Below are 13,036 nucleotides of genomic sequence, written 5' to 3'. Positions count from 1 at the left end.
ATTTGTTTCATCCCTTACATTAGAAGTGCTGCTAAATATCTAACACTTCGCTTAGTGCTTGAATAAAGCGCTGGTTTTCTTCGGGCAGCCCGATACTAATGCGTAAATGGTTTGGTAATCCATATCCACCAACTGGACGAACAATAACACCTTTACGTAGCAATGCATCATAGATCGGCAAAGCAGGTTGTTGTAAATCTAATAGAACAAAGTTACCTTTTGATGCGATATATTTTAATCCTTTACTAATAAAGAAGTTTTCTAATTGTTTTAATCCTTGAAGGTTATTTTCTGCAACTTTGGCAATAAATTCTTCATCATTAATGACGGCGGTCGCAGCAGCCAGAGCCAAACTATTACAATTAAATGGTTGACGCACACGGTTAAACAAATCGGCTATTTCTGTAGATGAAACGGCATAACCGATACGCAAACCTGCTAAGCCATAGGCTTTAGATAATGTACGACAGACAACAAGGTTTGGATGTTTTGCTAATAATTGAAAAGCATCAACTCGTTCTTCAGGTAACGTAAATTCCGTATATGCTTCATCTAGGACAACAATAATATGATGAGGTACCTTATTTAAAAACTCAGCAATTTCAGCAGTACTTAAAAATGTCCCTGTTGGATTGTTTGGATTTGCAATATAAATGAGTTTAGTTTTATCGCTAATCGCATTTAAAAAACTATTTAAATCAGCGCCATAGTTTTTAGCAGGGATTTCAATTTTTTTTGCATTGATAGCTTGTGTTACTAATGGGTAGACGATAAATGCATATTGTGAAAACATGATTTCATCGCCTTCCGAAGCAAATGTATGTGCAATAAGCTCTAATAAATCGTTTGAACCATTACCTAACGTAATTTGCTCAGGCGCTAAGCCAAACTTTTTAGCGACAGCTTGTTTAAAATAAAATCCATTACTGTCAGGGTAACGAGTTAAATTGTTGAGTTCAGCTTGTATTGCTTGCTTAGCACTTTCAGGTAAACCAAGTGGGTTTTCATTTGAGGCAAGTTTAATAATGTTTGAAATGCCTAATTCACGTTCTAATTCTTCGATAGGTTTACCTGCTTGATAAGGCTGAAGTTGTTTTACTCCTTCATTTACGATATTGATATATTGCATATTTTCCCTTTTATTGATGTGGGTAGAGGAGGTATCTACCCATAAAATGTTTAAAAAATTGACCGCACTTTAGCTATTTTCTGATGAGAATCGCTGCATAAATGCGATCAATGCTTCAATCCCTTCAATGGGCATAGCGTTATAAATCGACGCACGCATACCACCTAGTACTTTATGACCTTTAAGTGCATGTAGCCCAGCTGCAGTTGCTTCAGCAACAAATTTAGCATTTAACTCATCATGGCCTGTCGTAAAAGTGACATTCATTAAAGAGCGATTTTGTTTTGCTACTGTATTGTGATAAAAGTCACTTTGGTCTAGATAGTCGTAAAGCAATTTAGCCTTATCTTGGTTATGTTTTTCCATTGCTTTCATGCCACCCTGAGACAATAAATGTTTGAAAACTAATGCACATAAGTACCAAGCAAAAGTAGGTGGTGTATTGATCATGGAGTCTGCATTTTTTTGTACTTCATAATTCCAAATTGTCGGTGTGGTGTTACGCGCACGCCCAATGAGATCATCACGCACGATCACAATAGTAATCCCTGCTGGACCAAGATTTTTCTGTGCTCCAGCATAAATAAGACCAAATTGACTGATATCAATCTCACGTGACAAAATATTAGATGACATATCAGCAACTAAGATTGCATTGCCAACTTTCGGTATATCAAAGATTTCGACACCACTAATCGTTTCATTTGGGCAGTAGTGGACATAATCATATTGAGCGGCAATATCGCTAAAATCCAAGTTATTTACTTTTAATTCATGACCTTGTTCAAGAATATTGATTTCATCAATCTCACCAAATAAACGAGCTTCTTTTGCTGCAGTCGCTGACCAATAACCACTTGTGAGGTAAAGCGCTTTACCATTTTCGCTGAGTAAATTCATTGGGATTGCCGCAAATTGACCACGAGCACCGCCTTGTAAGAACAGAATCTGGTAGTTTTCTGGTATATTGTAAAGTTGACGTAAATCATCGACAGATTGTGCTGCCAATTCCATAAATAATTTACCTCGATGACTTACTTCCATGACGGAGGTCTGTTGTTCTTGCCAGTTAAGCAGCTCAGTTTGTGCTTGTGCTAAAACTGCACTTGGTAGCATGGCAGGTCCTGCACTAAAATTAAATACTTTTGCCATTTTCACATCCTTAAATAGAGAAAAATAATTCGTTAGTTTTATCACCTCAGTTCATTCTAGGCAATGGTATTTTGTTGAATTTTTGTTATTTTTAGATTTAATGTTGAAAAACTGAATGAACGCTTTGACGGGGAAGCGAAAAATAGATAAATTAGGAATAGTTAATTTTTATTTATTGTAAGAGAGTCGTATGATGGAAAATGTGAATAAACAGTCATTTCAAGAAGTATTAGAGTATGTGCGTATGTATCGTTTAAAAAATAAATTAGCACGAGATCGTGAAGATAATAACCGTAAAATTCGTGATAATCAAAAGCGTGTGTTGCTATTAGATAACTTAAACCAATATATCCGTGATGATATGTCGATTGCTGATGTACGGGCAATTATTGAAAATATGCGTGATGATTATGAAAGACGAGTAGATGATTATATGATTAGAAACGCGGAAATCTCACAACAACGCCGAGATATTCGTGAAAAAATGAAAGAACAAAAACAAGCACATGAAGCATTAATGAAGAAATAATAATACAAAAATAAAAGCGGCTTAATTTAAAAAAGAGCCGCTTTTATTTTATCTTAATCTAATTGCTTTCCTTTTAATTCAGGAATTAAGAAGATAGTGGCAATCATATCAATGATATAAATGCTCGCCAAGAAAGCAATGGCTAGTTGGAAAGAGTATGTTGAGACTAATGCCCCTACTACAATCGGTCCAAATCCCCCTACTGCACGTCCTAAATTGAATAATACATTCTGTGCTGTTGCACGCGCTTGAGTTGGATAAGCTTCCGACATTAATGCGCCATATCCACCCATCATACCATTCACGAACATACCTAATATGGCACCTGCGAATAACATATAAGCAGGATCACTCATTTGTGAATAAGTAAAAATACTGATAACAGCACCGAATTGGAAGAGTAAAAAGCTTGGTTTACGTCCAATACGATCAGCTAGTTGACCAAATAGCCATATACCAAACATCATGCCGCAAATCGTGACAGCCGTCCACAAACCAGATTTAGTTAAGCTAAAACCTAGTTGCTTTGATAAGAAGTTTGGCATCCAGATCATGATACCGTAGTAACCAAAATTTTGTACTGAAGTTAAAATGACGATACCAATACTAATTTTAGTTGTTGCTTTGTCTTTTATTAAGAGTCTAAATGGTTCTAAACGAGAGGCTTTTTGACTTTCAAGTGCGGTCTGTTTTTGTACAAAAATCTCTGGCTCATGTAATTTAGCGCGTAAATACCAAGCAACAAAAGAAGGGAAAATACCGACTAAGAACATACCTCTCCAGCCAATATGTGGAAGTAATAATGGCGTCAATAATGCGGCCCCTAAAACGCCAACTTGCCAACCTAGTGCAACATAAGAAGAGGCCTTTGCACGATGCCGAGCAGGCCATGCTTCTGCTGCTAGCGCCATCCCTATACCAAATTCACCACCGAGTCCAATACCTGCAATTGTGCGGTAAATGAGAAGATCCCAATAACCTTGTGCAAAAGCACAAAGACCTGTGAAAACAGCGAATAAGACGATAGTCCAAGTTAAAACTCGAATGCGACCATATTTATCACTCAATGCACCAAAGATAATACCACCAGCAACTGCACCAATTAATGTCCAAGTTACTAATGAGCCTGATTGCGCTGGTGTTAGAGCAAGATCAGCTGAAATTGCTGATAACATGAAACCAAGGATAAGAAGATCGAATCCATCCATAGCATAACCTACAGCAGATCCTAGTAAGGCTTTCCAGCCATCTTTATTGACATTGTCATTCATTTTTGAACCTTTTGCTACTCTCTGGTAGCCCTTTAAAGTTGAAAGAAAGAATTTCTTTGTTTAAGAAATCGGCGCGTAGTTTACGGATTTTTTTGAACTTTGCAAGAAAAACAAATGAAAAACATATTTTAATTAAATAGTTAATTGTGTTATTAAAATGTTAAAAAATTTGATTGATTTTTTAAATATACAAATGAAGTATTTTATCTTCATTATTACTGAAGCAATACTCCATATTTTTGTGTAAAAATGTGACGAACGTTATCTTTTTTTATTATTTATAGACAATAATTGTGATCTAAATCACATCATTGTATTTGCCTTTACTCTATAATCCGCGATTCAAATAACTCTATTTGATTTTTAATTTTATAAAGGAGTCAAACAATGACTATTGCTATTATTATAGCGACTCATGGTGTTGCAGCAGAGCAGTTATTGAAAACGACAGAGATGTTGATCGGGGAGCAAGAAAATGTTGCGACTATCGATTTTGTTCCTGGCGAAAATGCTGAAACGATTATGACCAAATATCAAGAAAAGCTAGCGACAACACTATCACATTGCGATCATGTGCTGTTTTTAGTGGATACTTGGGGCGGTAGCCCATTTAATGCAGCTAATCGTGTAGCGGAAGGTCAGGATAATATGGATATTGTGACTGGTGTTAATATTCCTATGTTAGTTGAAACGTTTATGGCACGTGATGATGAGCCGAGTTTACAAGAGCTTGTTGCAATTGCTCTTGAAACAGGTCGTACAGGTGTTCGTGCTCTACGTTATCAAGAAGAGGAGGAATCATCTGCTCAAGACGTTACACCAGCTATTAAGCCTGTTGAGCCAGCTGTAGTAACAGCAAATGGTATTGGACATTTAGAAATCGGTTTGGCACGTATTGATGATCGATTAATTCATGGTCAAGTTGCGACACGTTGGACAAAAGAAAGTAAAGTCACTCGTATTGTTGTCGTTAATGATGAAGTGGCGAAAGATAGTGTTCGCTCAACTATGTTGAAAAGTGTTGCACCGCCAGGTGTCACTGCACACGTAGTGAATGTAGAAAAGATGATTCGTGTATATAACAATCCAGAATATGCTGGTGAGCGTATGATGTTATTGTTTACTAATCCAACAGATGTAGTGCGTTTATCTGAGGCTGGCGTTGAGTTTAAATCAATTAACGTTGGTGGTATGGCATATAAAGAGGGTAAGAAAATGATTACCAGTGCTGTTGCTGTAGATGATAAAGATATTGAGGCATTTAAAGTGCTTGATGCGAAGAATATTGAGCTGGATGTGCGTAAAGTATCAAATGATAGCCGTCAATATATGATGGATTTACTGAAGAAAAATAACCTCATTTAAATAAAGATGTTCATGAAAGGAAATTAGAATGGAAATTTCAACTTTACAAATCATATTAGTCTTCCTTGTTGCCTGTATGTCAGGTATGGGGTCAATTCTCGATGAATGGCAAACACATCGTCCACTAATTGCTTGTACCTTAATTGGTTTGGTTCTCGGTGATATTAAAACGGGGATCATTGTGGGGGGAACATTAGAGTTATTGGCGTTGGGTTGGATGAACATTGGTGCTGCACTTGCGCCAGATGCAGCATTGGCCTCTGTTGTATCTACAATCCTCGTCATTGTGGGAGGACAAGATATTTCTACAGGTATTGCGATTGCCATACCACTTGCTGCAGCAGGTCAAGTATTAACTTATGTTGTACGTGCTATTACTGTTGGTTTCCAGCATGCGGCAGATAAAGTCGTTGAAACAGGTGATCTGAATAAGCTAGATTGGATTCATCGCTCTGCATTATTATTACAAGCAATGCGTATTGCTATTCCTGCCTTAATCGTTGCGATGACTGCGGGCACAGATACAGTACAACAAATGCTTAATGCGATTCCTCCAGTTGTTACAACAGGTTTAAAAATCGCAGGTGGTTTTATTGCAGTTGTGGGTTATGCAATGGTGATTAACATGATGCGTGCAGGGCATTTAATGCCATTCTTTTATGCTGGTTTCGTCATTGCTGCATTTACTGAGTTTAACTTGGTTGCGCTTGGTGTGTTAGGGGCAATTATGGCAGTGCTTTATATCCAGCTTCACCCAAAATACAATCAAAGTAAACAAGTGGTGCAAGTTGTGAATAATGGTAACAATGAGCTTGATAACAGATTAGATTAATAGGAATTACAACAATGACAACTGAAATGAAAAAAGTAACGCAAAGCGATTTAAACGCAGTAGTACGTCGTTCTAATCTTTTCCAAGGTTCTTGGAACTTTGAACGTATGCAAGCATTAGGATTCGCTTATTCAATGGTACCTGTTATTAAACGCTTATATCCAGATCCAAATTCACAAGAGCGTAAAGATGCTGTAAAACGCCATTTAGAATTTTTTAATACACAACCATTTGTTGCCGCACCTGTGCTAGGCGTCACTATTGCAATGGAAGAAGAACGGGCAAATGGTAAGCCAATTGATGATGCTGCAATCAATGGTATTAAAGTCGGTCTTATGGGACCTCTAGCTGGTGTTGGCGATCCAATTTATTGGGGGACAGCACGCCCTGTATTTGCAGCATTGGGTGCAGGTCTAGCGATTAATGGTAATATTTTAGGACCTATTTTATTCTTTATGTTATTTAATCTTGTACGTTTAGCAACACGTTACTTTGGTGTTACTTATGGTTATAAAAAAGGTCTTGATGTTGTGGGTGACATGAGTGGTGGTCTTCTTCAAAAATTAACAGAAGGTGCCTCAATTCTGGGCTTATTTATCATGGGAGCACTTGTTCAAAAATGGACAAGTATCAATGTCCCATTTGTTGTTGCTAATATTCAGATGCAAGATGGCACTACTAAAGTAGAAACAATTCAGACCATTTTAGATAGTTTGATGCCTGGTTTATTGCCTCTTTTACTGACATTTGCGTGTATGTGGTTATTGCGTAACCGAGTGAATGCACTTTGGATTATCATCGGCTTCTTTGCTATTGGTATTTTTGGTGCATGGACAGGTATTTTAGCGTAGTCATTGATACGACTTACTAAATGATGATTGATAAAAAAGAGGATGAATAAGCAGTTCATCCTCTTTTGTTATGGGTTAAATTTACTTTTTTACTTTAATGAGTAAGTTTGTTACTATTTTTTGCAATTACAATAGTCTAACGTCTTATGATTAATATATTACTGTTTATTGGTATCTTATTTTTCTTTGCTTATGCACTTTATGATCAGTTTGGTATGGATCTTTGGAAAGGAAAATCATTACTGAAACTGAATTTAAAAAAACAGGCAAAGAAAGATGGTGTTATTTTTATTGTGCTGCTCATTGTGATTATCTATCAAACTCAAGCATCGATTACAGCAGTAAGTTTATATTTGCTAGCAACATTGATCATTTTAACTATTTATGCAGCGTTTATTCGTTCCCCTGTATTAATTTTGAAACAACAGGGGTTTTTCTTTGGTAATGTTTACTTCTCATATAAGAACATTTATCAGATTAACCTTGCAGAAGGAAATATTCTAGTAATTGATATGCAAAGTGGAAAACGTTTATTGGTACATTTGTTGACGGAGAAAGACCGTGAACAAGTTGTTGAGTTTTTTGGTGGCTATAAAAATTAAGGAATCAGCATGGCAATTTATGAATTAACAGGTCAGATACAACATTATGCGTGGGGTGGAAAAGAATATATTCCCCAACTACTTAATATAACGGCAAAAAAAGAACAGCATTATGCAGAATGGTGGTTAGGTGCCCATGTGTCTGCACCTTCTATGATCTCAGTATCATCAAGATTACAACCTCTCACAGAGTTTTTAGCCCAAAAACCAACCGCACTTGGTCAACGTAGTAGAAATAAATTTGGCATGGATTTACCTTATTTGTTAAAAATTTTAGATGTAGCTAAACCTCTTTCTATTCAATTACATCCTACAAAACAACAAGCTGAGCAGGGCTTCATACAGGAGAATGTTAAAGGTATCAATTTGGCAGATCCCAAAAGAACTTATAAAGATAATAACCATAAGCCTGAAATGATGATCGCATTATCAGATTTTTGGTTATTACATGGTTTTAAATCAAAAACACAAATTTTAGAGACATTAAAAGCGCGTCCTTCATTGAATGAGCTTGTCGCAAAGCTTGAATTGCAAGATTTACATCGTTTCTATGCGGATATTATGCAAGCAGATCAAGTCCAATTAGCACGATGGTTATTGCCTATTGTTGAGGAAAATAGAGCTAAATATCAGGCTAACCAGCTTGAATTAAGCAATCCTGATTATTGGTTGCTATATACTATGGATGCCATGGAGATTTCAGCAGAAAAATTAGATGCAGGACTTGTGTGTTTTTATCTATTTAATATTGTGCACTTAAGAGAAGGTGAGGGTATTTTTCAAGATGCTGGCATTCCACACGCTTATTTGCGTGGGCAAAATATCGAATTAATGGCTTGCTCAGATAATGTGATTCGTGGAGGTTTAACGCCAAAACACGTAGATATTCCCGCGCTATTATCGGTTATTGATTGTCGTGAGGTTGAGCCTAATATTATTCCAATTGCACCAGAGGAAGCGAGAATATTTACTTATGCAACACCTGCACAAGATTTTGCGTTAACAAACGTTCGTTACAAGCAAGGTGAAGTGCATCAATGTCAATCGAACAGTGGAGAAATTTTACTCGTTATGCAGGGTTCACTTAAAATTTTGCAAAACTCTACCGCACTTTATGTAAAAAAAGGCGAATCTGTATTTATTGAAAGCGATGAAGAATATCAAATCGAAGGTATTGATACAGGTTATTGTGTGATTGCTCATTTGCCAGCAGAGTAATCTATTTATAAGAAAAGGCTAACTTACATTGAGCTTTAAAAGTTAGCCTTTTGTTTTTTTAATCAATTTGACGGATTAAGATTTTAGAGCGGCGTTGGTAATTATAATGTTGGCGTTTTTTGAGTGGTAAATCTTCAATATTAGCCAATTGAAAACCACGTTCTTGGAACCAATGTACAGTTCGCGTCGTGAGAACAAAAAGTCTTTCAATACTAAGTTGTTTAGCTCTTTTTTGAATCGCCTCAAGTAAAATATCACCTCGTGATGAATTTCGGTAATCAGGATGTACTGCAACACAAGCCATTTCAGCCATTTTTTCTACGGGATAACAATTTAATGCTGCACAAGCTATAATCACACCATCACGATCGATGATCGTATAATTATGAATATCCATCTCTAATTGTTCCCGTGAACGTTTAACAAGAATACCTTGTTGTTCTAATGGGGAGATAAGTTCAAGCAATGCGGGAATATCAGTGATATTTGCCAAGCGAATAGTTTCGGATAATTCCATCGATAGTTGAGTTCCTACACCATCACGTGTAAATAACTCTTGTAGTAAGGAACCGTCTTCTTCATAACTAATTAAATGAGCACGTTTGATTCCGGATCGACAAGCTTCGATAGCAGCTTGTAAAAAGCGTGCTTGTGAACAATGATATTGATTTTGTGTGATAAATTTCTGTAAATGTAATTCTGCCTCTTGTGGTAATAAATCACTGATAGTTTGATGGTCATTATCTAGAATACCTTGAGTACCAGAAAAACCTATTAGTTTTTCTGCTTTTAATTTTATGGCGACTTGTGTTGCAATTTCCTCAAAAGGTAAATTAAACGTTTCTCCTGTTACTGAAGGGGCAATTGGGCTGATCAAGACGATTGCATTTCGATCTAATTGCTGTTGAATACTTTCCGTATTGATACGACGGATTTTTCCACTTAGCTGATAATCCACCCCGTCGTCTACACCAATTGGCTGTGCTAATACAAAATTACCAGTTACAACATCAATTAACGTCGAATGCGGTAAACGTAATGAAAGGCGAGATACAATATCATAAGTCAATTTGCCAACTGCTTGTTTGACTAATTCAAGACTGGTTAAATCAGTGATACGGATATTTTTATGATAAACGGATTGAATTTGATGTTGTTGTAATAATGTATTGATTTGATAGCGTGCTCCGAAGACAAGCACAAGTTTAGTGCCTAAACTATGCAATAAACTGATATCATTGATGATATTAATAAAATTTGGACAAGCAATAGTATCGCCATCCAGCATAATGATAAAGGTTTTCCCCCTATGCATATTGACATAAGGTGTGGATTGTCTGAACCAATGAACTAATTCTGTATTATGCATATTACACCTGAACTTATAATTATTCATATTTTTTGAATTTATATTCATTCTTGTGAATATGCAAGTAAAAATTTATGTTTGTTTCATGAGTATAAAAAATGCGATGAGTTTTCATCGCATTTTGGGAGTACTATCTTTTATGCAATCACATTAAATTGTGCTTTCATTAAGGCTTCAAAATCAGTACAGCCACCAATTGGTTTTTCATCAATAAAAATTTGTGGCACAGTCTCTACAGGCTTACCAACTGACTTAGATAAGTCAGCTTTAGTGATGCCTTCTGCGACGATATCAACATAGCGATAATCAAAATCAGTAACCGTTTCTTTTAATTTTTCAGCTAAATTTTTAGCACGTACACAATATGGGCAACCAGAGCGACCGAAAATAACAACAAACATATGATTTCCTCTTTTGGGTTGAAAATAATTCATCTAGTTTAAGGTTGCTTATTTTACCTTAATGTAAAGAAAAAGAATAAACTATTTTTTAGTATAAGCTGGATGAGTATAATAGAACAATTTCTCATGTGACTTTTCTTTTCCAGTAAACTCGTTATGAAATTATTAATGCTATGCCGCGAACCTCGCTTATATAGTTGCCAACGTTTAAAAGAAGCTGCTGAAAGTAGTGGACATCAAATGGATATATTGGATCCCAATCGTTGTTTATTAAAATTAACTGAAAATAGACCGCACTTTGAGTTGTACTATCAAGCGAATATGGAGGTTGAACCAATACTTTTACCACAATATGATGCAGTTATTCCTCGTTTTGGTACATTAAGTACTAAAATGGGATGTGCTGTATTGCGTCATTTATCGGCTAAAAAGGTACCTTGTTTAAATTCAGAAAGCGCATTTTTAACTGCAAGAGACAAATGGCTGAGTCTACAAGTTTTAGCTGAAAATGGCATTGCGATTCCTCAGTCACTATTATCTGGCCCAGAGTTTCAGGTTATTCCAGCTTTAGAGAAAATGACATCACCTATGATTTTAAAAACTTTAGCTGGTGCACAGGGCATAGGTGTTATTTTGGCTGAAAAGAAACAAAGTGCGGTGAGTATTTTAGAAACATTAAGACAAGCAGATATCCCCGTGCTTGCTCAAGAGTTTATTGAAGAGGCTAAAGGGTGTGATATTCGTTGTTTTGTGATTGGAGATCGTGTTGTAGCTTGTATGCAACGTATTGGGCAGAATGGTGAGTTTCGCGCTAATTTTCATCGAGGTGGTTTAGCTGAAAAGGTCGTTTTATCTGAGCAAGAAAAACAGATGGCGATACAAGCAGCACAAATATTAGGCTTAGATGTGGCTGGTGTTGATTTAATTCGTTCAAAACGTGGCCCATTAGTATTAGAAGTCAATGCCAGTCCTGGTTTAGAAATGATCGAGAAAACTAGCGGTCTTGATATTGCGTTGCAAATGATCGTTTATCTTGAAAAGAAATGCAAAATAGCGCAAAGTGCGGTATAACATTCAGTAATGTTAATGATTAGGAGTCATAAATGATTATTTATTTACACGGTTTTGATTCAAGCAGCCCAGGTAATCATGAGAAAGTAATGCAATTAAAGTTTATTGACGATGATGTTCGTTTTATTAATTACAGTACGCTACATCCTCGTCATGATATGCAATTTTTGTTAAAAGAAGTGCATAAATTAGTGTCAGAAAGCAAAGACCCAATGCCTTTAATTTGTGGTGTAGGTTTAGGTGGTTATTGGTCTGAACGTATTGGTTTTTTATGTGGTATTAAACAGGCTATTTTTAATCCAAATCTATTTCCTTATGAAAATATGCAGGGCAAAATAGATCGTCCTGAAGAATACGAAGATATTGCAACAAAATGTGTTGAGAATTTTCGTGAGAAAAATCGTGGTAACTGTTTAGTTTTTTTATCAAAAGATGATGGCGTGCTTGATTCACGACGCAGTGCTGATGTGTTATCCCCATTCTATGAAATTATATGGGATGAAGTGGAAACACATAAATTTAAGAAAATTTCTCATCATTTACAAAAGATTAAAGCATTTAAGCAAAGTTAGTTAATAGGTCAAGCCTGAATATAAAAAGGACGAAACTTTATCGTCCTTTTATTTTAACTGTGAAAATTCGTTATTCCTATTTTCTAATTGGTAATTGGGCGGTAATTCTGGATTGGCTGAATCCTCTGTGAGTGGGGCGACTTTTGGTGTCGCATTCGGTGTTTTTTCATCGCTTGCTTCTTGTTTTTCATCACCTAATAACTTAGGTTGTAACTTAGGAAAACTTGTATTAGGAGAGAGCCAAATACTAATTAATGCTTGTGTAAATTGAGTATCAAATTCTTTGTCCAAAATTGTGTCATTCAGTACAAAATAGCCACGATCGTCAAGAGCAATATAATTTAGAACATCATTTGGTGAAATATCAGGTAAAATTTCTTTGAGTGCAGTGAGATATTGCTTACTATCAATTTCTTTTAGCTTCAAATTGTCGATTTCTTTTATCAGGCTAATCGCAAAATTTTTTCCTTCAATTGGTTTTGCATAGTTAAAAGTTAACATCAATGGACGTAAATTTTCTTCATAATACCCTGTTTCTGTATAAAGGCTAATTGTATAAACATGAAAAGGTCCCCAGTTATAATCGGCTTTACCGACATTTAGCCATTGTGCAGAAATTGTCGTTGAAAATAAGCATAAAAATGAAAATATTAATGCATTAAATCTCATTATAA

General features: G+C 36.0%; 14 protein-coding genes. 8 read left to right on the top strand and 6 right to left on the bottom strand.

From position 1 onward, the window contains the following. Positions 1-31: 31 nt before the first annotated feature. Positions 32-1,129: a histidinol-phosphate transaminase gene (gene hisC, locus K7G93_RS04975; RefSeq protein WP_226690596.1), complete on the bottom strand. Its 1,098-nt coding sequence runs from the start codon at positions 1,127-1,129 to the stop codon at positions 32-34. A 69-nt stretch (positions 1,130-1,198) separates the two neighbouring features. Further along, positions 1,199-2,281 (bottom strand): 3-phosphoserine/phosphohydroxythreonine transaminase, encoded by a 1,083-nt coding sequence (serC, locus tag K7G93_RS04970; RefSeq protein ID WP_226690597.1) that lies wholly within the window; start codon positions 2,279-2,281, stop codon positions 1,199-1,201. 193 nt (positions 2,282-2,474) lie between these two features. Between serC and K7G93_RS04965 the strand changes: the two genes are divergently transcribed. Then, positions 2,475-2,810: a DUF496 family protein gene (locus K7G93_RS04965; RefSeq protein WP_049213993.1), complete on the top strand. Its 336-nt coding sequence runs from the start codon at positions 2,475-2,477 to the stop codon at positions 2,808-2,810. A gap of 53 nt (positions 2,811-2,863) precedes the next feature. On the opposite strand, the gene K7G93_RS04960 is transcribed toward K7G93_RS04965, so the two are convergent. Continuing rightward, positions 2,864-4,081, bottom strand: a complete 1,218-nt coding sequence (locus tag K7G93_RS04960; RefSeq protein ID WP_228400509.1) for an MFS transporter — start codon at positions 4,079-4,081, stop codon at positions 2,864-2,866. A 387-nt stretch (positions 4,082-4,468) separates the two neighbouring features. Between K7G93_RS04960 and manX the strand changes: the two genes are divergently transcribed. From manX to manA, 5 genes are all read left to right on the top strand, one after another. Beyond that, a complete protein-coding gene (manX, locus tag K7G93_RS04955; RefSeq protein WP_049213918.1) occupies positions 4,469-5,446 on the top strand; it encodes a PTS mannose transporter subunit IIAB in 978 nt (325 codons plus the stop codon). A gap of 28 nt (positions 5,447-5,474) precedes the next feature. Beyond that, on the top strand, positions 5,475-6,278 hold the full coding sequence (locus K7G93_RS04950) for a PTS mannose/fructose/sorbose transporter subunit IIC (RefSeq protein ID WP_049213919.1): 804 nt from the start codon (positions 5,475-5,477) through the stop codon (positions 6,276-6,278). A 14-nt stretch (positions 6,279-6,292) separates the two neighbouring features. Continuing rightward, a complete protein-coding gene (locus K7G93_RS04945) occupies positions 6,293-7,129 on the top strand; it encodes a PTS mannose transporter subunit IID (protein WP_226690599.1) in 837 nt (278 codons plus the stop codon). Between the two features lie 146 nt (positions 7,130-7,275). Next, positions 7,276-7,731 (top strand): DUF986 family protein, encoded by a 456-nt coding sequence (locus K7G93_RS04940; protein ID WP_049213921.1) that lies wholly within the window; start codon positions 7,276-7,278, stop codon positions 7,729-7,731. Between the two features lie 9 nt (positions 7,732-7,740). Next, complete coding sequence (manA, locus tag K7G93_RS04935; protein WP_226690600.1) at positions 7,741-8,949, top strand: mannose-6-phosphate isomerase, class I; 1,209 nt, start codon at positions 7,741-7,743, stop codon at positions 8,947-8,949. Positions 8,950-9,007: 58 nt separating this feature from the next. On the opposite strand, the gene argA is transcribed toward manA, so the two are convergent. Continuing rightward, positions 9,008-10,318 carry an amino-acid N-acetyltransferase gene (argA, locus tag K7G93_RS04930; RefSeq protein WP_115322511.1) on the bottom strand — a complete coding sequence of 437 codons (1,311 nt, stop codon included), beginning with the start codon at positions 10,316-10,318 and terminating at the stop codon, positions 9,008-9,010. 137 nt (positions 10,319-10,455) lie between these two features. Continuing rightward, positions 10,456-10,719 (bottom strand): GrxA family glutaredoxin, encoded by a 264-nt coding sequence (locus K7G93_RS04925; RefSeq protein WP_115322512.1) that lies wholly within the window; start codon positions 10,717-10,719, stop codon positions 10,456-10,458. Between the two features lie 156 nt (positions 10,720-10,875). Here K7G93_RS04925 and K7G93_RS04920 point away from each other — a divergent pair, with 156 nt between their 5' ends. Continuing rightward, a complete protein-coding gene (locus tag K7G93_RS04920) occupies positions 10,876-11,790 on the top strand; it encodes an ATP-grasp domain-containing protein (protein WP_226690601.1) in 915 nt (304 codons plus the stop codon). A 32-nt stretch (positions 11,791-11,822) separates the two neighbouring features. Beyond that, positions 11,823-12,362 (top strand): alpha/beta hydrolase YcfP, encoded by a 540-nt coding sequence (gene ycfP, locus K7G93_RS04915; RefSeq protein ID WP_049213926.1) that lies wholly within the window; start codon positions 11,823-11,825, stop codon positions 12,360-12,362. Between the two features lie 48 nt (positions 12,363-12,410). Here the strand turns inward: ycfP and K7G93_RS04910 are convergent, their stop codons facing one another. Then, the gene (locus K7G93_RS04910; protein WP_226690602.1) at positions 12,411-13,031 is read right to left on the bottom strand and encodes a hypothetical protein; all 621 of its coding nucleotides are present in this window, start codon (positions 13,029-13,031) and stop codon (positions 12,411-12,413) included. Positions 13,032-13,036: the final 5 nt, after the last annotated feature.

The organism is Pasteurella canis (assembly GCF_020810675.1).
Classification (GTDB): domain Bacteria; phylum Pseudomonadota; class Gammaproteobacteria; order Enterobacterales; family Pasteurellaceae; genus Pasteurella; species Pasteurella canis.
This window is presented reverse-complemented; position numbering and strand designations above follow the sequence as displayed.

Bases quoted from the DNA above. Each gene is read 5' to 3' on its own strand.
- hisC (WP_226690596.1), bottom strand. From the start codon at position 1,129: ATGCAATATATCAATATCGTAAATGAAGGAGTAAAACAACTTCAGCCT.
- K7G93_RS04945 (WP_226690599.1), top strand. From the start codon at position 6,293: ATGACAACTGAAATGAAAAAAGTAACGCAAAGCGATTTAAACGCAGTA.
- ycfP (WP_049213926.1), top strand. From the start codon at position 11,823: ATGATTATTTATTTACACGGTTTTGATTCAAGCAGCCCAGGTAATCAT.
- manX (WP_049213918.1), top strand. From the start codon at position 4,469: ATGACTATTGCTATTATTATAGCGACTCATGGTGTTGCAGCAGAGCAG.
- K7G93_RS04910 (WP_226690602.1), bottom strand. From the start codon at position 13,031: ATGAGATTTAATGCATTAATATTTTCATTTTTATGCTTATTTTCAACG.
- argA (WP_115322511.1), bottom strand. From the start codon at position 10,318: ATGCATAATACAGAATTAGTTCATTGGTTCAGACAATCCACACCTTAT.
- K7G93_RS04940 (WP_049213921.1), top strand. From the start codon at position 7,276: ATGATTAATATATTACTGTTTATTGGTATCTTATTTTTCTTTGCTTAT.
- serC (WP_226690597.1), bottom strand. From the start codon at position 2,281: ATGGCAAAAGTATTTAATTTTAGTGCAGGACCTGCCATGCTACCAAGT.
- K7G93_RS04925 (WP_115322512.1), bottom strand. From the start codon at position 10,719: ATGTTTGTTGTTATTTTCGGTCGCTCTGGTTGCCCATATTGTGTACGT.
- manA (WP_226690600.1), top strand. From the start codon at position 7,741: ATGGCAATTTATGAATTAACAGGTCAGATACAACATTATGCGTGGGGT.
- K7G93_RS04960 (WP_228400509.1), bottom strand. From the start codon at position 4,081: ATGAATGACAATGTCAATAAAGATGGCTGGAAAGCCTTACTAGGATCT.
- K7G93_RS04920 (WP_226690601.1), top strand. From the start codon at position 10,876: ATGAAATTATTAATGCTATGCCGCGAACCTCGCTTATATAGTTGCCAA.
- K7G93_RS04965 (WP_049213993.1), top strand. From the start codon at position 2,475: ATGGAAAATGTGAATAAACAGTCATTTCAAGAAGTATTAGAGTATGTG.
- K7G93_RS04950 (WP_049213919.1), top strand. From the start codon at position 5,475: ATGGAAATTTCAACTTTACAAATCATATTAGTCTTCCTTGTTGCCTGT.